This is a genomic window from Bartonella sp. DB5-6 (assembly GCF_000278115.1).
Taxonomy (GTDB): Bacteria; Pseudomonadota; Alphaproteobacteria; order Rhizobiales; family Rhizobiaceae; genus Bartonella; species Bartonella refiksaydamii.
In genome coordinates this window covers 67,812-91,702 of sequence record NZ_JH725114.1, presented here as the reverse complement: position 1 = coordinate 91,702, position 23,891 = coordinate 67,812, and the positions used below count along the sequence as shown (strand labels likewise).

Below are 23,891 nucleotides of genomic sequence, written 5' to 3'. Positions count from 1 at the left end.
GTTATTTCTCCGTTTCAATAAGGCCTTTTATAAAAAGCCGTTGCATGAAGATGACGACAAGAACAGGTGGGGCCATGGCAACGACCGATACTGCCATGAGTATATTCCATTGAGGATCATGTTGAATTGATTCTACGATAAGCTGTTTTAAAATAATAAGAATAGTTTGATGATTTTGATCGGTTGTAACTATAAGAGGCCAGAGATATTGTATCCATCCATAAATAAACATAATGATAAATAAAGCGGCAATATTGCTTTTGCTAAGAGGAAGAAGAATATCTTTAAAGAATTTAAAAGGTCCTGCACCATCAACACGCGCAGCTTCTAAAAGTTCATCAGGAATAGTCAAAAAAAATTGACGAAATAAAAATGTAGCCGTTGCGGATGCAATGAGTGGAATAATCATTCCACCATAGGTATTTATCATTCCTAACTTTGCAACTACGGTATATGTTGGAATAATACGAACTTCAACAGGGAGCATCAATGTGACAAAGATGAGGGCAAAAGCAGTTTTACGGAAGGGGAAGCGCATATAGACAATTGCATAAGCAGAAAAGAGTGAAATAATAATTTTTCCAATACTAATACCAAGGGCCATAATGAGCGAATTCATTAAGAGTGGACAGAGATTGGGTAGACCAAGCTGTACGAGTCCATCACCAAAGATTGTTTTATAGTTTTCTAGGGCATGCTTCCCCGGTAAAAGAGGCAGTGTTCCTGAGCTAAATGCCGCTGAACTATGGGTTGATGCAATGATAGCAACATAAACTGGAAAGCAAATAATGATAATGCCAACAATAAGGGTGAGATGAGTTAAAAATTTCAAAATAGGGCGATTTTCAACCATAATTCGCTTCCTAATATTGTACGCGACGTTCAAGCCAGCGGAACTGGATAAACGTTAAGACAATAACCATTAACATTAATACCGTTGATTGTGCTGATGATGCACCAATCATTTGGTTTTTAAAGCCATCATCATACACTTTGTAGACAAGAGTGCTTGTTGCACGTGCAGGACCTCCAGAGGTCATGTTATCAATAATGCCAAATGTATCAAACATGACATAATGGATGTTCATGATAAAAAGAAAAAAGGTCGTCGGTGAAATCTGTGGGAATACTACAGTCCAAAACCGTTTAAAAGGACCAGCACCATCAATTGCTGCTGCCTCTATTTGGGAACGTGGAACAGACTGAAGTCCTGCAAGAAAAAAGAGAAAATTATAAGAGATTTGTTTCCAGCTGGCTGCAATTACAATGAGGATCATTGCTTGAGTGCCATTAATACGATAATTCCATATAATACCTATTTTTTCTAAAAGAAAAGGGATAATCCCAATGGTTGGATGAAAAATGAATAACCATAATATACCCGCCAATACTGGAGCAACAGCATAAGGCCAGAGCAAGAGCATTGTGTAGGCTTTTTTTGCACGGATGACTCGATCAACACAGGCAGCTAAAAGAAGCGATATCGCCATTGAAGAAAGAGTAACGGAGATAGAAAATACTGTAGTTGTAAGAAGTGATTTCAGATAAAAAGGATCAGTAAGAATTGTCACATAATTTTCAAAGCCAACAAAGGTTGTCGTAAAACCAAAAGCGTCTTCACGCTCGAAAGATGATTTTATCGCTTGGGCAGCGGGCCAAAGGAAAAATAAAAAAGTCACAATAAGTTGAGGCAAAAGTAACCAATAAGAGAGTAGACTGTTTTTGAAATATGCCTGTTTTTCTTGCATTCGTAAGGCTTTTTAAATATAGAGACTTTAGAAAGATGAACAAAAAGAATTGAAGAAACGCAACTATTTGGTTAAGATTTTGGCCTTTCATGATAATCATGAAACCTTAATGATTAGCTTTTTCAAATTCACGTAAGAGTTTATTGCCGCGTTCCACTGTTGCATCTAAACCATTTTTGGGTGTTTTAGAGCCGCTAAGAACAGCTTCTAATTCCTGATCAAGAATAGAACGAATTTGCGGTAAATTACCAAATCTTATACCCTTTGAGTTAACAGTTGGCGGGTTAAGAGTAATTTGTTTAATTGCAATATCTGCGCCGACATTCTTCTCGTAATAATGTTGTTTCTGGCTCATCTCGTAAGCAGCTTTTGTAGTTGGTAGGTAACCTGTCATCTGATGCCACTTAGCTTGATTCTCCGCTTTTGAGAGAAATTTAAGAAAAGCTGCTGCACCTGCATATTCTTCAGGCGTATGACCTCTTAAAGCCCAAATAGAAGCTCCACCAATCATTGAATTTTGTGGTGCTGCGTTTACATCATCATAATAGGGTAGCATACCAAATCCAACTTTAAATTGTGCTTTGGAAATGATACCTGCTCGTGATCCTGAAGACTGCATAAAGATTGCGCAATTTTGTGACATAAACATAGGTGTTGCATCTAATGCACCAGAAGGACCGCCATAGCGAAAAATACCTTGATCATACCATTTTTTAAGATCAGTCCACATACGTACTTGCATAGGACCATTAAACGTGAGTTCTGTATCAAGTCCACCAAAACCATTTTCTTTTGTCCCAAAAGGAACATTGTGCAATGCTGAAAAATTTTCTATGCCAATCCATTGAGCTGCATAAGCCATTGTAAAACCACAACTTGCCGCTTTAGTTTCAAGAATTTTTTTGGAGAATTTTTCAACATCTCTCCATGTTTTAGGTGGCTGTTCTGGATCCAGTCCTGCTTTTTTGAAGATATCTTTATTATAATAAAGGATCGGTGTTGAAGCGTTGAATGGCATAGAAAGCATTTGTCCCTGAACATCAGAGTAATAACCACTGATAGCAGGCAAATAATCAGCAAAATCGAGTTCTTGTTTTGTATCAGCCATAAGTTGATAAATGGGATAAACAGCACCTTTTGCAGCCATCATAGTTCCAGTACCAATTTCATAGATTTGGGCAAGCACCGGTTGTTTTTTTCCGCGAAATGCCGAAATGAGAGAAACCATTCCTTCTTCATATTCACCACGAAATGAAGGAATAACTTTATAATCAGACTGACTGGCATTAAAGTCATTAATAAGGTGTTCAGTCTGTTTTCCTAGTTCGCCGCTCATAGAATGCCAAAAGCTAATTTTTGTTTGCGCAAAACTTACTGCTGACACGCTGGTAGCAATTGTAAATGCTATCATAAAAAGATAAAAACGAATCATGACTCTCCCTTTGTGAAGTGATGGAATACAGCTTCCCTCTAGATTTACGGTATTATACATGCACATGCCATGACAGTTTTATTTTAGAAAATGCTGGTCCATTTAAACAGGAACCACGAAAAGGTCAAACAAATTTGTTTAGACTTATCTGTTTTTCCTTTTTGAGGGTTATCGTATGTTAACGGGGTTACTTTGTAAGCAGCTGATAAAAACTGAAATGGTTCAAATGAGTGAAGCAGAAGGGAAGATCAAGGATACAAACAGTAAATGTCATTCAATTATGGCAATTGCATTATTCAAATTTATTTTTTTAAAAGAGCTTTTGGTTTTTGTAATAATTGGGAGATGATAATTTTGAAGCAATTGTTTGCATTCTAATTATGATAATGCTTACTAAAGTGTTTTTTTAATTTATTTAGAGGCTATTTCTCTTTCAAATTTTTGAGTGCACTTACAAATCATGTTTTGGTTTATGTTTAGGTGCTGCCTAACAAGCTTTGTTTTTCAGTGAATGAGATATTTTGGCGTTCTTAACAGTATCCTTGATCTATTTGAGCATTGTAAGACCTTTTCAAGGGTGCATGTGCATTTAGAAAATTCGAAAAATGAGAAAATAAGTTCAAGCGTAAATATAGTTTTTGTATGTAAAAGATTTATTGGTAATCATTGAGGATGATATTAAAAAGTAATAAAAAAGTGTTTTGTAGCTTTATTATAGGTTTTGTTGATTTGTCTTAGTGTTTAGTTGTCGCATCGATGATAGTTTTAACATTGTATTCCATCATATCGAGATAAGTTGCTGCGGGTCCGTTTTTGTCCGATAATGCGTCGGAATACAGTGTTCCACCGATTTTTAAACCTGTTTCTTTTGAGATCTGTTTTATGAGATGAGAATTAGAGATTTTTTCAACAAATAGTGCCGCTGCTTTATGCGTTTTAATTTGTTTGATAAGTTTTGCGACATCTGCTGCAGTCGCTTCAGCTTCTGTTGAAGCACTTTGAGGTGCAAGTATGGTAAAACCATATTCTTGGGCAAAATAACCAAAGGCGTCATGAGATGTGATAATAACACGTTTATCTTTCGGGATGGTCGCAATCTTTAATTTAAGTTTTTTTTGTGCTTCTTTAAGCTTTTGGATATAGGCTTCGGAATTTTTTCTGTAGCTTGCACAGGATTGTTGATCGATTTTACAAAAGGCAGTGGCGATATTTTTTATATAAATTTCGACATTAGGGATAGTTTGCCAAGCATGTGGATCAATAGCGCTATGGTGCTTATGTTGAGCGCTATGTTCTTTATTTTTAATTTCGAGGGGAGGAATGTTTGCACTAACTTCAACAAGAAGTGCTTTTGTCCCGCTTGCTGTGATGAGGCGATCGATAAAGCCTTCTAAATGAAGCCCATTGATGAAAATAATATGTGCATTTCTAAGAGCTTGGGCATCACGAGGGGTAGGTTCATAAGTATGGGTATTAGCATTAGACCCAACCAAAATAGTCATAGAAATATAGTCGCCTCCTACATTTTTTACTAAATCTGCAAGAATAGAAAAGCTCGCAACAACTCTAAGTTTATTATGGTTATGGGCAGCAGCAGGAAATGAAAAAAAAGCAAGTAATGAGAGAGCTCCAAGCAGAACAAATTGTTGAATGAGTTTAAGCACAATTATTTCCTTAAGGTGGGGAGGGACGTATAAAAAAGATGGGGAAACCATGCCACAATAAAGCCGCGTGGACTTATGAAGCATGAAAAAAGATAAATAAATCCTGCGGCAATGATTATAGCGGGGCCAGAGGGAAGTGACAGGTGAAAAGAAAGCAGTAGGCCACATATGCTAGAAATGATTCCCAAAAGGGTAGAAAGTATGCAGATAGGTCCCAGACGTGAAAGCCAAAAACGGGCTGTAATAGCTGGAATCATCATAATGCCGACAGAAAGTAACGTTCCTAGTGATTGAAAACCGCCAACCAGATTCAGCACAACAAGTCCAAGCAATGATACATGAACATATTTACTCAATGGAGAGAGAGATTTAAAAAAAAGGGGATCAAAGCTTTCTACTACGAGTGCACGCCAAAAAGTGCAGAGACTGCACACTGTTATTAACATTATAGTCGTGATCAGTAAAAGGGACTGTGTATCAAGTGCAAGTACCGAGCCAAATAAGAGATGAAGCAGATCAATCGTTGAATTTTTAAGTGAAACAATGATGACACCTGTTGCAAGTGCAATGAGATAAAAGACTGTCATTGATGCATCTTCTTTCTGAAAGCTATTTCGTGAAATCAAGGCGGTTGCTAAAGCAACAACGATGCCAGCTAAGATGCCACCAAATGTCATAGATATGAGAGAAAAACCACAAAACAGAAAAGCAGCAGCAACACCAGGAAGAATGGCGTGAGATATAGCATCTCCTGTTAAACTCATCCCGCGTAGCATCAAAAATACACCAATAGGACAAGCACTGATGGACAGGAGAATCGAACCGATAAGGGCGCTTTGCATAAAATGGAAATCAACGAAGGGGGCAAGAAAAAATGCGTACACGTATTATAGCCTAATAGAGTGAGAATCATTGAGAGGAAGATGCCGTTTTAGTACGCTGATATGAAAAGAGTTAGATGTGATGGGTGATATAAAGTGATGAATATTGTCATGGAAAAACTGTGTTGTTTCTCCATAAAAGGCGTTTTGTTTATTAATATGAATCATATGAGGAAAATATTCTTGTACAATGAGTGGATTATGGAGTGCAGTAAGAACTGTTCGTCCTTGTTGTTGCCAGTGGACTATCAACGCAAGAAGATCTTTTTGAGTATTGCAATCTACACCATTGAAAGGTTCATCAAGCAAAATAATATCGGCATCTTGTACAATAATACGTGCAAAAAGTGCACGTTGTAATTGGCCACTTGATAATGTGTCAAGTGAACGGGTGGCGAGTGTCGTGAGCCCAACCATTTCAAGTGCATTCTGAATTTTAGAATAATAAGGGCGCTGGTTTTTCCACAATCCACAAAAAGACCATAGTCCCGTTTTTATAAGTGCTTCTACATCAATTGGAAATGTTTGATCTATATCACATTGCTGAGCGAGATAAGCAATTCGACTTTTCTTTGGTTTTATAATTTTACCCCTGATAGGTTTAATCAAACCGGCGATAGTTTTCAGCAGTGTAGATTTTCCAGCACCATTATCACCTGTTATTGCAACTAACGAACCGGCTTTTAATTTTGCTGAAAAATTCTTTATAGCTATTCTATTTACATAGCCTAATGTTGCATTATCAAAATGCAGCCCCATAATCTATACTACCTTTGCTTATTTACCGCAGTAACATATGTAATAATATAACATTTGTCAACAAAATGTTATATTATTACATATGTTTTGGGAGCTAAGCATTTCGGTGGGAAGATCGTGGAAAATTCAAAATAATGTTTGAATTTTCCTTGACGAAAGAGAGGGGGTGTATACTATATATAGTATCAGAATGATTGGTGATTCTAAATAAGCACAAGTGAGGGTATAGTGTGTTTCTTTTGGTGTCTGAATTATTTCCATAATGTAATCGCGAAGAGTTTATTGACCAAGGGTAGAGTAGTATTTCTTCTACTGGGATGCCTCTATCGGGGGGATTCCCTTTCGTTTTTGTGAGTTGATTTTTGTATGAAAGCAAAACTAAAGTATTGGGGAACGACTATTGAAAGCGTTAGAGGGGATAGTTTTTTAGACAGTAGGAGGGCATTGTAATGCGAGCAAAGGATTGTTTGATAGCTGAGGGGCTTTGTCATTTAAGTTATGGGATAATCTTTTATTTCTGTCTTAACTTTTCAGTTATTTGATGAGGCCGTTACGTCTAGGAAGCTTCGTGTTATTTGAACGAACGTTTAGCTACACGTATTTGCGTACGATTACTGTTTTTTGTTATTTTTGAGTATCTTAGAGTTGTTATAATTAACTCTTTGAGGGATGTTTTTTTAAATTATGAAAGTTGGAGAAAATGCCAATCACTATTTATAGCAAACCATCTTGTGTTCAATGTGACGCTACGCGTCGCGCCTTTGATGCTAAGGGCATTAATTATCGTGTTGTGGACATTTCCCGTGATGAACAAGCATACAGTTTTGTTCAATCTCTGGGCTATCGTCAGGTTCCTGTCGTCGTTTGTGGTGAAAATCATTGGTCTGGTTTTAGACCGGATATGATTAGTGGTCTTTGTGTTTAATGGGTCTTATTGTTTATTATTCGAGTGCAACGGGTAATACTGAACATTTTGTCTCTCAACTTGATCAACGAATCCTCAAGATTGATAAAACCCCTCTATCTGTGTTAATTGATGAGCCTTATGTATTAGCTGTTCCTACATATGCAGATGGTGAAGGGCGAGGTGCTGTGCCGAAAGCGGTTGTTCGTTTCCTCAATGAGATAGAGAACCGCAAATTTATTCGTGGTGTCATTGGCGGTGGGAATCGTAATTTTGGTCGCTATTATAATTTAGCGAGTAAAATTATTGCTGAAAAATGTTTTGTGCCTTGTCTGTATCGTTTTGAGTTACGTGGAACTGACGAAGATATTATTTGTGTGAAGAAGGGATTGGAAAGATTTTGGAAACAATCGGTATAGAACAATCACAGAAGTCTGGTCAGATCATGGATTATCATGCGCTGAATGCAATGCTCAATCTTTATGATGAAAATGGACATATCCAATTTGATATGGATCGGCTTGCGGCACGACAGTATTTTCTCCAACATGTTAATCAAAACACGGTTTTTTTTCATAATCTTAAGGAAAAAATAGATTATTTGATAGAAGAAGGTTATTATGAAAAGGCTTTATTTGAGCTTTATGATTTTTCTTTTATCAAAAAACTTTTTAAACGCGCTTACGCATTTAAGTTTCGCTTTCCCACTTTTTTGGGCGCATTTAAGTACTATACGAGCTATACATTGAAAACTTTTGATGGAAAGCGCTATCTTGAGCGTTATGAGGATCGTGTTTGTCTTGTTGCTTTATATTTAGCACAAGGAGATAAAACACTTGCTGAAATTTTTGTGGATGAAATTATTACAGGTCGGTTTCAACCCGCAACGCCGACATTCTTGAATGCGGGGAAAAAGCAACGTGGCGAATTAGTATCATGTTTTTTGTTACGTGTTGAAGACAATATGGAATCAATAGGTCGTTCGGTTAATTCAGCTTTACAACTTTCGAAACGCGGTGGGGGCGTGGCGCTTTGTTTGACAAATTTGCGGGAAGCAGGGGCACCAATTAAGCAAATAGAAAATCAATCTTCAGGTGTATTGCCCGTCATGAAACTTTTGGAAGATTCCTTTTCTTATGCCAATCAACTTGGTGCACGGCAAGGGGCTGGTGCTGTTTATTTACATGCACATCATTTAGATATTATGAAGTTTTTGGATACAAAGCGCGAGAATGCTGATGAAAAAGTCAGGATTAAAACGCTTTCGCTTGGTGTGGTTATTCCTGACATTACTTTTGAGCTTGCACGTAATAATGAGGATATGTATCTATTTTCACCTTATGATATTGAGCGCGTTACAGGTAAACCTTTTAGCGATATTTCTGTGACGGATCATTATCGCTCTTTTGTTGATAATGCAAAGATTCGTAAGAAGAAAATAAGTGCACGCGTTTTTTTCCAGACATTAGCAGAAATCCAATTTGAATCAGGTTATCCCTATATTTTGTTTGAGGACACTGCCAACCGAGCTAACCCGATAGCAGGGCGTATAAGTATGAGCAATTTATGTTCAGAAATATTGCAGGTGAATGAGGCAAGTGAACTGGAAACGGATTTAACTTATCGCACTGTTGGTAGCGATATATCCTGTAATCTTGGTTCAATGAATATTGCAAAAGCGATGGAAAGCAGTAATTTTGGGCAGACGGTGGAAGCTGCTGTTCGTGCTCTTACTGCAGTTTCTGATATGAGTGATATTGCTTGTGTTCCTTCCATTGCGAAGGGTAATGCCGAAAGTCATGCAATTGGTTTGGGACAAATGAATTTGCATGGATTCTTAGCGCGGGAGCGGATCTATTATGGATCTCCAGAAGCGATAGATTTCACCAATATTTATTTTTATATTGTTGTATACCATACCATACGTGCTTCCAATTTAATTGCACGCGAACGTCAGGAAATGTTTGCAGGGTTTGAGAAATCAGCTTATGCAGATGGTCGTTTTTTTGCAAAATATATTGAGAAAGAATGGAAGCCGCAATTTGCGCTTGTACGGGAGCTTTTTGCACGAAATAATATCGTTATACCAGACCAAAAAGATTGGCAGGAACTCAAGAATTTAGTCATTGAATACGGACTTTATAATCGTAATCTGCAGGCTGTTCCTCCTACAGGGTCTATTTCCTACATTAATCATGCAACATCTTCTATTCATCCGATTGCTTCAAAAATTGAGATTCGCAAAGAGGGAAAGATTGGGCGTGTTTATTATCCTGCTCCTTACATGGATAATACAAATTTAAATTTCTACCAGGATGCTTATGAAATTGGTCCTGAAAAAATTATTGATACCTATGCTGCTGCCACGCAGCATGTTGATCAAGGTCTTTCATTAACGTTGTTTTTTCCTGATACTGCTACCACGCGTGATATTAATCGCGCACAAATTTATGCTTGGAAAAAAGGTATAAAGAGTATTTATTATATACGGTTGCGGCAAGTAGCGTTGAGTGGAACAGAGGTGGATGGCTGTGTTTCGTGCAGTCTATAGGAGATAATCATATGACAAAGATTACAACCAAAAATCCTGTTGTGTGTGCTGTTAATTGGAATAGATTGCATGATGAGAAAGATCTTGAAGTATGGAATCGTTTAACTGGGAATTTTTGGTTACCTGAAAAAGTTCCTCTTTCTAATGATATTCCTTCGTGGTCAAGTTTGACAGAGGAAGAACGCAAGTTGACGATTCGTGTTTTTACTGGATTAACTCTCTTAGATACGATTCAAAATACCGTAGGAGCCATTTCACTGATGGCTGATGCAATAACAGAGCACGAGGAGGCAGTATTGACGAATATTGCGTTCATGGAAGCGGTTCATGCACGATCTTATTCCTCTATTTTTTCAACTTTATGTTCGACAGTAGAAGTTGATGATGCGTTTAGGTGGTCAGAAGAAAATAATCATTTGCAAAAAAAGGCTAGATTAGTGCTTGAGCGTTATGAAGCGAATAATCCGCTAAAGAAAAAAATTGCTTCAACTCTGTTGGAAAGCTTTTTATTTTATTCTGGTTTTTATTTGCCTATGTACTGGGCCAGCCGCGCTAAATTGACTAATACAGCTGATCTTATTAGGCTTATTATCCGTGATGAGGCTGTACATGGTTATTATATAGGCTATAAATTTCAATTGGGGTTTGCAAAACTTGATGACGTTCAAAAGCAGGAAATTAAAGATTTTGCTTTTAACTTACTCTTCGACCTTTATAATATTGAGTGCAAATACACTGAAGATCTTTATGATGCACTTGGATTGACAGAAGATGTTAAAGTTTTTCTTCATTATAATGCAAACAAGGCCTTAATGAATCTGGGTTTTGAAGCTCTTTTTCCTCCTGAGGTTTGTCGTGTTAATCCTGCTATTTTAGCAGCTTTGTCACCAAGCGCAGATGAAAATCATGACTTCTTTTCAGGGTCTGGTTCTTCTTATGTTATTGGTAAGGCGGTTGCTACCACAGATGATGATTGGGAATTTTAATGATTGCATATAAAAAGAAGTGCACGAGGTATACCGCTTAAGTCTTTGCGCATTTCTAGACATTGGAAGTCATTCTTTTCAAATAAGTCGCAGACTTCTTTTTCTTGAGAGTGGCCGATTTCAACAGCAATATAACCGTTGTTTTTTAAGTGTTTTTTTGCTTTACGAGCGAGCTTTCGATAAAAATCAAGGCCATCTTTTCCACCGATCAGTGCGCGCAGTGGATCATGCAGACGTACTTCTTTTGCAAGGTTTTTGATATCTGTCTCCGGAATATAGGGTGGATTGGAAATAATAAGATCAAATTGACCTATAACAGAATCAAACCAATCGCTAAGAAGAGGTGTAAAACGGTGTATAACATCCGCATTTTTTGCATTTTTTGTGGCGGTTTTAAGAGCATCTTCAGAAATATCGACAGCCATGGCATAAGATTGGGGAATTTGCTTGAGAATCGCAATGGCAATAGCGCCACTTCCTGTTCCCATATCAAGCAATGTTGTTTTTCCTGATTTTTCACCCTGTTTTTTGAGGAGAGGTAAAACAAGATCTACCAGTGTTTCTGTGTCGGGACGTGGTTCAAATGTATCGTGAGATAATGCGAAGGATATGCTATAAAATTCTCGTTTTCCGATAATACGGTAAACTGGTTCTCCAGCAATACGTCGTCGTATAGCGTTTTTTAATTGTGTCCTTTGCTCAAAAGACAAGCACAGATCTGGTTGGAGAATTCTATCAAATGTGTTTGTACCTGTTATCCATTCGACGAGTATTTTTGCATCAAGATTGGCTTCAGAAACTCCTTGGCTGCGTAATTTTTCTTGAGTTTTTTGGATGGTATTGTTGAGAGAATGCTTGTTCATCCATGATTGTCCATTTCCATAAGGAGAGCTGTCTGATGGTCGGATATGAGTGCATGAATAATTTCATCAAGATCTCCTTCTAATACGCGGTCAAGTTTATATAGAGTGAGATTAATACGATGATCCGTAATACGTCCTTGCGGAAAATTATAGGTACGAATACGTTCTGAGCGATCACCAGAACCGACTTGGTTTTTACGAGAAGCTGAACGTTCACTTTCCGCTTTCTGTCGTTTGATATCGAATAGGCGCGCTCGTAGAATTTGAAGTGCCCGTGCTCGGTTTTGGTGCTGGGATTTTTCTGCTTGTACAACCATAATTCCCGTTGGAATATGCGTAATACGAACAGCAGAATCAGTTGTATTGACATGCTGTCCTCCTGCTCCAGAGGCACGCATCGTATCAATACGAATATCTTCTGGACGAATTTCAATATCAATTTCTTCAGCTTCAGGAAGCACTGCAACGGTAGCTGCAGATGTATGGATACGTCCACCTGTTTCTGTTTCAGGGATGCGTTGTACACGATGAACGCCTGATTCAAATTTCAGTTTAGAAAAGACACCTTTGCCTGAAATGGTTGCAATAATTTCTTTATATCCACCAACTTCTCCCTCATTAAGCGAAACGACTTCAACTTTCCAGTTATGAGAAGCGGCATAACGTTCATACATGCGAAAAAGATCACCGGCAAAAAGTGCTGCTTCTGATCCCCCTGTTCCTGCTCGAATTTCAACAATGGCACTTTTTTCATCAGCAACATCTTTAGGCAAAAGAAGAATTTGAAGTTCTTGCTCAAGTTGTTCCATTTTCTGATATAATAATGGTAGCTCTTCTTGGGCAAGGTTGCGCATCTCTGTATCTGTTAGTTTATCACTGATAATAGTTTCGAGTTCTGTTATTTCCGTGTGGAGAGCATTTAACGTTCGTATCGAGGTAACGATTGGCTGTAATTCTGCATATTCAGAAGCTAATTTTACATAAGTTTCAGCATTTGGGTTTTTAGCCATTTGGCTTTCAATTATTTCAAAGCGCTTTTCAAGCTGTCTCATACGATCTTGTGGCAAAGAAACCATGATAATATTGGCCTAATTTGTTATAATAATTTTATTGTAATATTGATGATTGAGTACTTTATAGCATCATATAAAAAGGAGTAATAAAGCAGAAAAGCTTTCTTGCCAATGAAAACTGTAGGTTCTTAAGGAGAACCTGTGCAAAATTTGGTTTGCATAGAAGGTTTTTTGATTATATGTGCGAAACCGTCACTTTAAAAATTGCGTTTTTTCCCATAAAGTTCAAGGCGATGGTGAATAATATCATAGCCAAGAGATTTAGCAATTTCCTCTTGCAGTTTTTCAATGATATCGGAATGAAATTCAATAACTTGCCCTGTTTCCATATCAATGAGATGATCATGATGTTGCCCATCTGCCTGCTCAAAACGAGATGGCCCACCACTAAAAGTATGGCGATGAATTGTCCCGTTTTCTTCTAATATTTTCATAGTTCTATAAACGGTTGAAAGCGAAACGCTAGAATCTATTTTGTGAGCGCGCTGAAAAATCTCAAACGCATTTGGATGGTCATTTGTGTCGGCCAAAATATCAAGAATAATGCGTCTTTGACGTGTTACCCTTAAACCTGCAGTGCGTAATTCCTGCTCATAGTTTCGCTTTTTATTCATCTTCTTAATTATTTGTTTTTCAAACAAAGGCGCCATGACAATGTTTGTATTTTTTCTCTGAACCACAAGGACAACGCTCATTACGTCCAACCTTTCCCCAAGTGGTCACATCTTTTGGGTCACGGTCTTTTGGGTTAACAATTCTATTTTCTTGTGTTTGTGCCCACAAGATTGGGGCATTTTCTTCACCTTGATCATTTGGAGCGGAGTTACCAGCATCTGTTTGCTCGAGGTTGAGAGGTTCTGTGGATTGCTGAACGATTTCGAAACGCATAAGTTTAGAAGTAACGATTCTGCGTAAATTTCTAAGCATGTTCTGAAAAAGTTCAAATGACTCCGTTTTATATTCGTTGAGAGGATCCCGTTGTGCATAACCACGAAAACCAACGACAGAACGCAAATGGTCTAAACTTACCAGATGTTCACGCCATAACATGTCAATGGTTTCAAGTAATATAGCTTTATGAAAATAAGCCATAACTTCTGGAGAGTAGCGTTCAGTACGTTCATTTTCAAGTTTAGTAACAGCATCTGATATGCGTTCTAAAATTTGTTCTTCAGCAATTCCATCTTCTTTTGCCCATTCTTCTATTGGAAGCTCAAGATTGAAGAGTTGATGAATTTCCTCTTGTAGTGCTTTCACATTCCATTTCTCAGAATATGTTCCAGATGGGATATAGGCATCTACGAGATCTTCGACTACTTCATTGCGCATTTCAAGGATCATGTCTGTTAAATCGTCTGCATTCATAACTTCCATACGCTGTTCAAAAATAACTTTGCGTTGGTCATTCATGACATCGTCATATTTTAACAAATTTTTACGAATTTCAAAATTTCGTGCTTCAACTTTTTTTTGCGCTTTCTCGAGGGCTTTATTAATCCATGGATGTATAATAGCTTCATCTTCCTTCAATCCAAGCTTTTGCAACATGCCATCCATACGATTGGAGCCGAAGATACGCATGAGATCATCTTGAAGAGAAAGAAAAAATTTGGAACGGCCAGGATCACCTTGACGTCCAGAACGTCCACGCAGCTGGTTATCAATACGACGGCTCTCATGACGTTCAGTAGCGATGACGTAAAGACCACCAGCAGCTAATGCCTTTTCTTTGAGTTGTTGAACATCTTTTTTAATTTCTTCAATTTTAGCTGTCCGCTCTGCTCCATCAGGTATATCTTGTAATTCTTGCCGGATACGCATTTCAACATTACCACCAAGCTGTATATCAGTACCGCGACCAGCCATATTGGTTGCGATGGTTAAAGCTCTAGGAACCCCTGCTTGTGCAATAATGTAGGCTTCTTGCTCATGATAGCGGGCATTTAAGACTCTAAAATCACTAATGCCTTCTTTGCGCAAACGTTCTGCTAATTGTTCTGATTTTTCAATAGAAGTTGTTCCAACAAGAATAGGCTGTCCTTTTTCATGTGCTTGACGAATATCATGTACAATAGCACGATATTTCTCTTCTGCTGTTCGATAGATTTCATCATCTTCATCACAACGCTGTACTGGTAAGTTTGTGGGAACTTCTACAACTTCAAGACCATAAATATTACGGAACTCTTCGGCTTCTGTTGCGGCTGTTCCAGTCATCCCAGACAATTTTCTATACATACGAAAGTAATTTTGGAAAGTGATGGAAGCAAGGGTCTGATTTTCTGGTTGAATAGCAACATGCTCTTTAGCTTCTAGGGCTTGATGGAGCCCTTCAGAATAACGCCGTCCTGGCATCATACGACCTGTAAATTCGTCAATGATAACAATTTCACCATTGCGAACAATGTAATCCTTATCACGGACAAACAACTTATGGGCTTTTAGGGCGTTATTGATATGATGGACGATAGCAACATTTTCTATGTCGTAAAGACTTTCACCTTTAAGATGTCCGGCTTGTTCGAGCATTTGTTCGATTTTTTCAGTACCAACTTCGGTAAAAGTTGTTGTTTTTTGTTTTTCGTCTATCTCATAATCTTCTGGTATTAAGGCAGGAATAAATGTATCAATAAGGTTATAGAAGTCGGTACGATCTTCTAGAGGACCAGAAATAATAAGGGGAGTTCGTGCTTCATCAATGAGGATCGAATCAACTTCATCAACAATTGCGTAATGATGCCCACGCTGGACCATTTGACTACGATCAAAAGCCATATTATCACGCAGATAATCAAAGCCCAATTCATTATTTGTTGCATAGGTGATGTCACATGCATAAGCTGCTCGGCGTGCATCATTATCAAGATCATGCAGAATCACACCGGTTGTTAACCCCAAAAAACTGAAGATTTTTCCCATTGTTTCAGCATCACGACTAGCAAGATAATCGTTTACCGTAACGACGTGAACGCCTTTTCCTTCTAATGCATTGAGATAAATTGGCAGAGTTGCCATTAATGTTTTACCTTCACCGGTGCGCATTTCAGCAATACCGCAGTCATGAAGAACCATTCCACCAATAAGCTGTACATCAAAAGGGCGCATATCATAAACACGTTTTGCTGCTTCACGAACAGTTGCAAAAGCTTCTGGTAGAAGCAAATCAACGGTTTCACCTTCTATGAGACGATTACGAAATGCATCAGTTTTTTGGCAGAGTTGTGCATCGCTTAATTTCACGAATTGTTCTTCTAAAGCATTAATTTGTACAACTTTTTGGCTAAGCATTTTGAGACGTCGCTCATGAGCTGAACCAAAAAATTTACGCGCAAAGACACCTAAACCGACCATCCCTAGCCCTTTCTCTTAATTGTTGTTACCTCTGTTGGGTAACCCATATGCTATCCCCATATTTCTGCAACTCCCAAGGCATTTAATATAACTGGATGCAAAGGGTACCGTTATATTTGTTGGTGTGCAATTTTTTATTTTAATTGTAAAGTAGAGATAAGAGGCTAAGCGCACTGTGTCAACTTTGGTAATGCTATTTGGTTAAAACAACACAAAGTAATTTGGGATATAATACGTCATTTTTCTATATTATCATGTTTTCTATGAGCATTAGATAGGATAGAATAAACTGAGATAAAAGGACGAGTTTATCCTTTTTAAAATAAAATTACTGATTTATTTATGTTTAGAGATTAAAATGTCACGATCAAAGAAAATAAGGATCTTAAACCTGCCTTCATTTTTAAGGAGTATATTTATGAAATTCAACTTTATCACGCTGTTTTTGGCATCAACCTTAGTGACGAGCATAAGTTCAGGGGTGATAGCTCAAGAAAGTTTGAATTCACCGTCGAATGATTTAAAGATTTTGGAGAAAGCCTCTGAAAAGACAGTTGCTCCCTCTCATGTTATGGCAGTTATTGATGGGAAGGATATTACCGCAGGACAATTAGATGAATTAGCGCTTGAAATAAATCCTAATTTAGGGCGCTTTACTGATGAACAACGCCGTATAATGGTGTTAAAAGCTTACTTAGATATGCAGGCGCTTGCTAAAGCAGCAAAAAACAAGGGTATCGATAAAACTGAAGCTTATGATAAACGTATGGCAGTTATGCGTGACAATGTTTTGCAGCAACTTTATTTTAAACAGACGATTGTTGACCAGATTTCTGATACCGATTTAGAAGCTCTTTACAATAAAGAAGTTGCTGCTTTACCCAAAGAAGATGAAGTTAAAGCACGTCATATTTTGGTTAAAACAAAAAAAGAAGCAGAAGCTGTCATTAAGCGTTTAAATAAGGGAGAAAGTTTTGAAGAGATTGCAAAAAAGAGTTCAACAGATGGTTCCGCCGCTGTTGGGGGAGATCTTGGTTATTTTAGTCATGGTCAAATGGTTAAGCCTTTCGAAGATGCTGCGTTTGGCTTGAAAGTTGGAGAATACACTACAAAGCCCATTGAAAGCCCTTTTGGTTGGCATGTTATTAAGGTGGAAGATCGCCGTTTGAAACAACCTCCTGTATTTGATGATGTTAAAGAGGTATTGCGTACACAGCTGATAAAAGAGCGCTACCAAAAACTGATTGTTGATTTGCGCAGCAAGATAGATGTGAAATACCCTGACCCTAATGTTACAAAACTCATGCAATCACTTAATCAAAATGGGACGCTACTTTCGGATGAGACATCTGATGAAGAAGACACGGAATAGTGAGGAAGGAGAATCGGACAGTATCTTTGCTGGATGATTAGATTAGTTTTATTCAAAAAGTCTAGCAGTTGTTTAGGAGAGATCATTTATCCACAATTATTCATTTTATTTGTTTTTATGGAAAGTATACAGTGGCTTCTAAAATATCTCCTTTGTCTCCTCAAAACATTCAAGAGCTTCCGCCATTATCTGGTGTGCGGATAGCAACAGCTGAAGCTGGGATTAAGTATAAAGATCGTACAGACCTTCTTTTCATCATATTCGATGAGCCAGCAAGTGTGGCGGGTGTTTTTACGCGTTCAAAATGCCCGTCTGCTCCTGTGGAACATTGCCGTGCTTCGCTTCCTCACGGGGTTGCGAGGGGTGTTGTTGTTAATTCTGGGAATGCAAATGCTTTTACGGGGAGCAAAGGAAGGCGCACAACAAATGAAATTATGTGTGCAGCAGCGAGCGCTTTAAAGGTTAAAGAAAATGAAATTTTTATAGCCTCTACGGGTGTTATTGGTGAGCCAATGGATGCATCGGGTATTGTGAATCTTTTGCCAAGTATGGCGGAGACAGCAGAAGAAGGGAATTGGTTGGAGGCTGCAAAAGCCATTATGACGACCGATACGTTTCCAAAACTTGCTATGCGCAGATTTGATTGTGGGGGCAAGACTGTTACCATTAATGGGATTGCAAAAGGTGCGGGTATGATTGCACCAGATATGGCAACAATGCTTTCTTTTGTCGTGAGTGATGCAAAAATTTCTTCGGATATACTTCAATCCATGTTATCTGAAGCGGTTCAGGGTTCTTTCAATTCGATTACTGTCGATAGCGATACCTCAACATCAGATACACTCATGATGTTTGCGACAGGAAAAGAAAGTTTTCCCTGCATTACCCATAAATCCGATCCGCGTTATGAGGTATTTTTAAAGCACTTGAGCGCGCTTTTGCATGAGCTTGCATTACAGATTGTTTGTGATGGTGAAGGTGCTCGTCATTTAATTGAAGTTAATGTGATTGGTGCAACAACAGATAATGCTGCGAAGATTATTGCTCTATCAATTGCAAACTCACCACTTGTAAAAACAGCAATTGCTGGTGGGGACGCTAACTGGGGGCGAGTGGTTATGGCAATTGGTAAGGCAGGTGTTGAAGTCGATCGTGATCTATTGACGATTTGGTTTGGTGAACATCGTTTGGCTTTCAATGGTGAACGTGATCCTAAATATAATGAAGGAATAATAGGCGCTTATATGCAAGGAAAAAATATAGTAATTCGCGTTGATATTGGTTTAGGCAGTGGTAAGGCGACAGTTTGGTCTTGCGATTTGACGAAGGAGTACGTTATGATCAATGGCGATTACAGAAGCTGACCAATATACCATAAATTTGACATCGCATATCTGTATATTTTTCAAGAGGATGAAATATTTTAATCCTTTCGTCTTAGAATAGGAGGGTATTATAAGAAGAGATGGTTGTCTTTACTCCTGTTGGAAAGTGGTATGCGTATGAAAAGTTCACTTCTTCTTGTCGTTGCATGTGCATTGTTAGATCAAGATAAGCGTGTCTTGCTTACAGAACGTCCTCAAGGGAAGTCACTGGCTGGTTTATGGGAATTTCCTGGTGGAAAGATTGAGAAAGGTGAAACTCCAGAAGCATCATTGGTTCGTGAGTTAGAAGAAGAGCTTGGTGTTCATGTTCAGGCAAGTAATTTGTTACCATTAACATTTGCAAGTCATAGCTACAAAACATTTCATCTTTTAATGCCGTTGTATCTTTGTTACCATTATGAGGGTATTGCGCAAGGGCGAGAGGGGCAAAATTTAAAATGGGTTTTTATTGATGATCTTAATAAATATCCTATGCCTGATGCTGATAAACCATTGATTCAACTATTAAAAAATTTTCTTCTTTAATAGGTTCATAAAAACAAGACACCCTTCACGAGTAAAGAATATCTGTTTCATAAGACATTGATGATAGAGAGGATTTTTAAAGAAAAAGTTTTGTGGGAAATTTCCTTTTTTGTGTGCCCAACTGCTTCATTGTTTTATACATTGAATAAGATTCTCCTGTTTCAAGCTCCCTTATTTATATTGAATCAATAAAAACCGCCCGCCTGCGCGTCACAACTAGGATGAGCGTGTGGATAAAGATCGTTTAAAAAAAGATAAAAACACCTTTTATGAATTGTCTAACGCAAGAGCAGCCGGAAACATTAGAAGCTGCCAAATAAAATGACGACACTCGCTTCTACCTTGTTAAGCATAGAGATAGTAAAATTAATAGATTCCACATCACACTCTTCGCTGATGATGCCATGAAATAAGCTTAGAAGCAACAAGAGATGTTTCTTTAAAACAAATGCATGAATTAGTTGTACAACGGCATTCTGTTCTTTGTGAGGGTGTGATCTCATTCAAGAACACGAGCAACAAAAACGTAAAGATGCTGTGCAATTTTCATTCTTTAAAGATATAACTCTAAATGTTTTTGCAAGCTGTGAAGTCTAATAAAAAAGAAATGAAGAATTCTAACAATAGTTTTTTTTACCTTTATGACTCCATCTTCTTTCAAAATGAATGCACGCATCCCTTATCATTGCATAGTTTTGTCTTATTCAAGTTGCACAATTAAAATTTATTATTTAATATCAATACATTACATGTAACATGGGGTAATTTTACGAATAGCACTCAGCTAGTCCGTTGATAAACTAACATAATATCCAAAAAACACATGAATGTTGAATATGAACTTTAACAAAAGGCTAGCGATAAATTCCCTTTGGTATAAATAAGTGTGTGAAAGCGCCTTTCGTTCATATAAGACATACAATAAGGCACGATCCGTATTACTACTTTTAAAGCTAGAAACTTAAATCCGTAGAAAAACATAACATAGAAGTATTTATTAGTTGTGTTCATAGTAGGGTGTGTATTACGTTTCTGGTATTGGACGACGTTTTTCTACGGGATATTGATGTTTTTTAGCAATACGCGTAATTGCTTCTTCCAATGGCTCAACCATAACGTCCATAGAAAAGCCACTTGCATGAATGATATTTTCATGATCAATCATAATGGCAACATGGCCTTTCCAAAAAATCAAATCACCTCGTTGAAGTTTATCACTGTCTGTAAGTTGTTTTCCTATAGTTTTCTGTTGCATGTCAGTATCGCGTAAAACCATTTGTCCAGTCATTATCATGGAAAGTTGAACCAGCCCTGAGCAATCAATTCCGAAACCACTGACACCACCCCAAAGGTAAGGTGTGAGTAGCAAAGTTTCGGCGACAGTAACATAATCTTTGTACACGTGCCCGATGGGATTAAGATGATGGGAAATGATTGCTTTTCCATTTTCAAGTATAGAATACCGTGTATCACAGACTTCAATTTCATCAACAACACTTACTTTACTCCCCATGGATAAGGGGCACTCCACTGGTCCACGTAAGTCAGCTTGCAAATATTGGAAAGTGCGTGGTGCTGAAACGACATGTGTTTGTTTGACAGCCGACGTACAAAGAACAGTTGTATCAATATAACCAACATAACCATCTTTGAGTGACTGTCCCCACGACATGTATTCCCCTTGTTCAAAAATGAGAAGCTCTTCTCCTAATAAGCATTCTGTTTGCCTTTCGCTTTTTTTATTGTTTTCTTTAAAAAGCCCAGCGACAGCTGCATTAACACGCTTTTTTTCACCTTGAACAAAGCGCTGAGCTGTAATTTCTTTTTCGAGACGTTGATCTGCTAGATCATCTCTGAATGCACATAGTCTTGGATCTTTAAAGAGTATCTATTTACCTTCCATTTTTATCTTTAAACAGATTTATGACAGCTATATCAGTAAGACTTTTCATCCACAAATAAAACACCGAGTACAATTTAAGGCGCAAAAACCTAACACTATTCATCTTTGTGAATATTTTATGTCACATTTGATTTTTAAAGAAGTTATAAAGGGCACGAATAGCTTGTGCGGAACCACCGATAGGATAGCCTGGTTTTTCTTTTGGAATCCATCCATAAAGATCAAAATGCGCAAAATGTTTGGCTTTTTCAACAAAAGAGTTAAGGAATAAAGCAGCAACTATAGAGCCAGCATAGTTATTTCCAGTTATATTGTTAAGATCAGCAATTGGTGATGATAACATTTCTTGATACGGTTTCCAAAGTGGCATTTGCCAAAGAGGATCGGATACAGAATGAGAAGATTGCAAAACCTGTTGCGCCCATATTGAATCATTACAATAAAATGCGGGAAGATCTGGTCCTAATGCGATACGTGCTGCCCCTGTTAAAGTTGCCATACAAAGCATGAATTGTGGACTTTCTTCGTCACCATAGGCAAGTGCATCGGCAAGGACAAGCCGACCTTCAGCATCTGTATTACCAATTTCAACATTTAAACCTTTACGGCTTGGGAGAATATCACCTGGTCTATAAGCATTGGCAGAAATTGCATTTTCAACAGCTGGAATCAAAACCCGTAGACGAAAGGGTAATTTTGCATCCATGATAAATTTAGCCAACCCCAAAACATGAGCTCCTCCTCCCATGTCTTTTTTCATGAGTAACATGTTATTAGCTGATTTAATATCAAGACCTCCAGTATCGAAGGTTACACCCTTGCCAACCAACGTTATTTTGGGATGATTTTCTTGCCCCCAATGTAATTCAATCAATCGTGGCGCAGTGCTACTAGCGCGTCCTACGGCATGAATCATAGGAAAGTTATGTATTAAGAGATCATCTCCACAAATGCTTTGAACATGAGCTCCGTAGGTTTTTCCAAGCTGGCATGTTTCTTTCTCGAGGGTATCAGGATTCATATCATTGGCAGGAATATTAATGAGATCACGGACAAAAAAGACAGTTTTATAAATTCGTTGAAGTTCATCGAGATCAACCGTATCGTTGACATAGATTGATAACGATTTGGAAGAAAAGTTTTGACGATAGCGGTTGAATTGATAACTTCCAAACGCCAATCCAAGATAGCTATTTATTTCATTAGAGGCTGTCCCTTCTAAATGCCAATGTCCAGTAGGAAGGTTTTTAGCGAGAAGCCCCGTGATAAAAGGTTGGTCTCCATTGCCAAGTCCAAAAAAAACTTTTTTCAAATGTCCGGTTTCATGAGGAATAAAAAGTATTTGTCCTGCTTTTCCAGTGAAACCATTAACTTTCATCCATGCTGTTGTTGCTTCATCAAGAGCTAAATCAGCAAGACTTTTAGGATTGACTAATAAGATGGGACAACTCTTGTCGACACGTGTTGAAGAAAAATGTATATGATGTAAATGCATATTTATGAAATCCTTATAGTCGTCGAAGTGCGACGTATTCAACCAAGTGGTTTTTTCCCTTTCGTAGGATGAGATTAGACCGTGGCCGTGTTGGCAATATATTTTCTTGTAAATTTTTAAAATTAATCGTTTGCCAAAGGTCCTCAGCTATTTTTAAGACTTCTTTTTCATTGAGGTGTGCATAACGATGAAAGTAGGATTCAGGATTTTGAAAAGCTGTTTTACGTAAACGTTGGAAGCGTTCCAAGTACCAGTGACGAATGACTTCTGTGTCAGCATCTACATAGATGGAAAAATCAAAAAAATCTGACACGAAAGGGATGATTTTTCCATCTTTAGGAAGGTCATTGACCTGTAACACATTGATCCCTTCAACAATTAAGATATCAGGACGATCAATGATAATTGTTTGATTTTCCAGAACATCATAGGCCATATGCGAATAAAGTGGGGCACGAACATTACCAATACCGGCTTTTATAGCAGAAAGAAAGCACAATAATTTTTTAATGTCATAGGAATCAGGAAATCCTTTACGATTCATGCGATTTTTTTGCTGTAAGACAGCGTTGGAATAGAGAAAACCATCAGTTGTAATCAAATCAACTTTAAGATTAAATTCCCAACGTTTTAAAAGTTCTTGAAGAATACGAGCAGTAGTTGATTTTCCTACAGCAACAGAACCAGCAATCCCAATGATAAAAGGAGTTTTTCTAGTTCCTTCTTGATGTAAAAATTTTTGACGCTTATGAAAAAGTTCCTTTACTGCTTCAACATGACATAATAACAGACGCGATAAGGAAAGATAAATACGTTGTACTTCTTTAAGATCAATTGGATCACCAATTGAGCGTAGGCGTTTGATTTCATCAAAAGTCAAGGTAAGTGGTGTATCCGCACGAAATTGAGACCATTCTTGTGAAGTGAAGATACTATAGGGTGAATACCTATCAGAAATGGGTTTAACTAAGCTATCTTTCTGATCAATTTTTGAGGAGA

General features: G+C 37.8%; 21 protein-coding genes. 8 read left to right on the top strand and 13 right to left on the bottom strand.

Annotated elements, in window-relative coordinates; all coding sequences use genetic code 11:
- Position 1 precedes the first annotated feature (1 nt).
- From ugpE to ugpB, 3 genes are all read right to left on the bottom strand, one after another.
- The gene (gene ugpE, locus MCO_RS00380) at positions 2-853 is read right to left on the bottom strand and encodes a sn-glycerol-3-phosphate ABC transporter permease UgpE (protein ID WP_007551888.1); all 852 of its coding nucleotides are present in this window, start codon (positions 851-853) and stop codon (positions 2-4) included.
- Positions 854-863: 10 nt separating this feature from the next.
- Complete coding sequence (ugpA, locus tag MCO_RS00375) at positions 864-1,748, bottom strand: sn-glycerol-3-phosphate ABC transporter permease UgpA (protein ID WP_007551886.1); 885 nt, start codon at positions 1,746-1,748, stop codon at positions 864-866.
- Between the two features lie 106 nt (positions 1,749-1,854).
- Complete coding sequence (ugpB, locus tag MCO_RS00370; protein WP_007551884.1) at positions 1,855-3,180, bottom strand: sn-glycerol-3-phosphate ABC transporter substrate-binding protein UgpB; 1,326 nt, start codon at positions 3,178-3,180, stop codon at positions 1,855-1,857.
- 175 nt (positions 3,181-3,355) lie between these two features.
- Here ugpB and MCO_RS10740 point away from each other — a divergent pair, with 175 nt between their 5' ends.
- A complete protein-coding gene (locus tag MCO_RS10740) occupies positions 3,356-3,529 on the top strand; it encodes a hypothetical protein (RefSeq protein WP_007551883.1) in 174 nt (57 codons plus the stop codon).
- A gap of 385 nt (positions 3,530-3,914) precedes the next feature.
- Here the strand turns inward: MCO_RS10740 and MCO_RS00365 are convergent, their stop codons facing one another.
- From MCO_RS00365 to MCO_RS00355, 3 genes are read right to left on the bottom strand one after another with little or no spacing between them, the layout of a single operon-like run.
- Positions 3,915-4,844 carry a metal ABC transporter solute-binding protein, Zn/Mn family gene (locus tag MCO_RS00365; protein WP_007551882.1) on the bottom strand — a complete coding sequence of 310 codons (930 nt, stop codon included), beginning with the start codon at positions 4,842-4,844 and terminating at the stop codon, positions 3,915-3,917.
- A gap of 2 nt (positions 4,845-4,846) precedes the next feature.
- Positions 4,847-5,728: a metal ABC transporter permease gene (locus tag MCO_RS00360; RefSeq protein ID WP_007551881.1), complete on the bottom strand. Its 882-nt coding sequence runs from the start codon at positions 5,726-5,728 to the stop codon at positions 4,847-4,849.
- 3 nt (positions 5,729-5,731) lie between these two features.
- Positions 5,732-6,484, bottom strand: a complete 753-nt coding sequence (locus MCO_RS00355; RefSeq protein ID WP_007551880.1) for an ABC transporter ATP-binding protein — start codon at positions 6,482-6,484, stop codon at positions 5,732-5,734.
- A 700-nt stretch (positions 6,485-7,184) separates the two neighbouring features.
- Between MCO_RS00355 and nrdH the strand changes: the two genes are divergently transcribed.
- The 4 genes from nrdH to nrdF are packed head-to-tail and all read left to right on the top strand — an operon-like array spanning position 7,185 to position 10,925.
- Positions 7,185-7,409 (top strand): glutaredoxin-like protein NrdH, encoded by a 225-nt coding sequence (nrdH, locus tag MCO_RS00350; RefSeq protein WP_007551878.1) that lies wholly within the window; start codon positions 7,185-7,187, stop codon positions 7,407-7,409.
- Entirely contained in the window at positions 7,409-7,807 is a 399-nt protein-coding gene (nrdI, locus tag MCO_RS00345) for a class Ib ribonucleoside-diphosphate reductase assembly flavoprotein NrdI (RefSeq protein WP_007551877.1), read from the top strand. The genes nrdH and nrdI overlap by 1 nt, the downstream gene beginning before the upstream one ends.
- On the top strand, positions 7,789-9,939 hold the full coding sequence (nrdE, locus tag MCO_RS00340; protein ID WP_007551876.1) for a class 1b ribonucleoside-diphosphate reductase subunit alpha: 2,151 nt from the start codon (positions 7,789-7,791) through the stop codon (positions 9,937-9,939). The genes nrdI and nrdE overlap by 19 nt, the downstream gene beginning before the upstream one ends.
- Before the next feature lie 11 nt (positions 9,940-9,950).
- Positions 9,951-10,925, top strand: coding sequence for a class 1b ribonucleoside-diphosphate reductase subunit beta (nrdF, locus tag MCO_RS00335; RefSeq protein WP_007551875.1), 975 nt, complete (start codon positions 9,951-9,953; stop codon positions 10,923-10,925).
- Here the strand turns inward: nrdF and prmC are convergent.
- The 4 genes from prmC to secA all read right to left on the bottom strand — a co-directional run bounded on the left by prmC (position 10,922) and on the right by secA (position 16,212).
- Complete coding sequence (gene prmC, locus MCO_RS00330; protein ID WP_007551873.1) at positions 10,922-11,788, bottom strand: peptide chain release factor N(5)-glutamine methyltransferase; 867 nt, start codon at positions 11,786-11,788, stop codon at positions 10,922-10,924. The two genes, nrdF and prmC, sit on opposite strands and share 4 nt — an antisense overlap.
- Positions 11,785-12,864 (bottom strand): peptide chain release factor 1, encoded by a 1,080-nt coding sequence (prfA, locus tag MCO_RS00325; protein WP_007551872.1) that lies wholly within the window; start codon positions 12,862-12,864, stop codon positions 11,785-11,787. The genes prmC and prfA overlap by 4 nt, the downstream gene beginning before the upstream one ends.
- A 194-nt stretch (positions 12,865-13,058) precedes the next feature.
- The gene (locus tag MCO_RS00320; RefSeq protein WP_007551871.1) at positions 13,059-13,556 is read right to left on the bottom strand and encodes a Fur family transcriptional regulator; all 498 of its coding nucleotides are present in this window, start codon (positions 13,554-13,556) and stop codon (positions 13,059-13,061) included.
- Positions 13,495-16,212, bottom strand: a complete 2,718-nt coding sequence (gene secA / locus MCO_RS00315; RefSeq protein WP_007551870.1) for a preprotein translocase subunit SecA — start codon at positions 16,210-16,212, stop codon at positions 13,495-13,497. The genes MCO_RS00320 and secA overlap by 62 nt, the downstream gene beginning before the upstream one ends.
- A gap of 418 nt (positions 16,213-16,630) precedes the next feature.
- Here secA and MCO_RS00310 point away from each other — a divergent pair, with 418 nt between their 5' ends.
- From MCO_RS00310 to mutT, 3 genes are all read left to right on the top strand, one after another.
- Positions 16,631-17,584, top strand: coding sequence for a peptidylprolyl isomerase (locus MCO_RS00310; RefSeq protein WP_007551869.1), 954 nt, complete (start codon positions 16,631-16,633; stop codon positions 17,582-17,584).
- Positions 17,585-17,715: 131 nt separating this feature from the next.
- Positions 17,716-18,948, top strand: a complete 1,233-nt coding sequence (gene argJ, locus MCO_RS00305; RefSeq protein ID WP_007551868.1) for a bifunctional glutamate N-acetyltransferase/amino-acid acetyltransferase ArgJ — start codon at positions 17,716-17,718, stop codon at positions 18,946-18,948.
- A 132-nt stretch (positions 18,949-19,080) separates the two neighbouring features.
- Entirely contained in the window at positions 19,081-19,494 is a 414-nt protein-coding gene (gene mutT / locus MCO_RS00300) for an 8-oxo-dGTP diphosphatase MutT (protein ID WP_007551867.1), read from the top strand.
- A 1,024-nt stretch (positions 19,495-20,518) separates the two neighbouring features.
- Here the strand turns inward: mutT and MCO_RS00295 are convergent.
- From MCO_RS00295 to coaA, 3 genes are all read right to left on the bottom strand, one after another.
- Positions 20,519-21,382 carry an NlpC/P60 family protein gene (locus MCO_RS00295; RefSeq protein WP_040298509.1) on the bottom strand — a complete coding sequence of 288 codons (864 nt, stop codon included), beginning with the start codon at positions 21,380-21,382 and terminating at the stop codon, positions 20,519-20,521.
- Between the two features lie 136 nt (positions 21,383-21,518).
- Positions 21,519-22,892 (bottom strand): M17 family metallopeptidase, encoded by a 1,374-nt coding sequence (locus tag MCO_RS00290; protein ID WP_007551865.1) that lies wholly within the window; start codon positions 22,890-22,892, stop codon positions 21,519-21,521.
- Positions 22,893-22,905: 13 nt separating this feature from the next.
- On the bottom strand, positions 22,906-23,850 hold the full coding sequence (gene coaA, locus MCO_RS00285; protein WP_245256827.1) for a type I pantothenate kinase: 945 nt from the start codon (positions 23,848-23,850) through the stop codon (positions 22,906-22,908).
- Positions 23,851-23,891 lie beyond the last annotated feature (41 nt).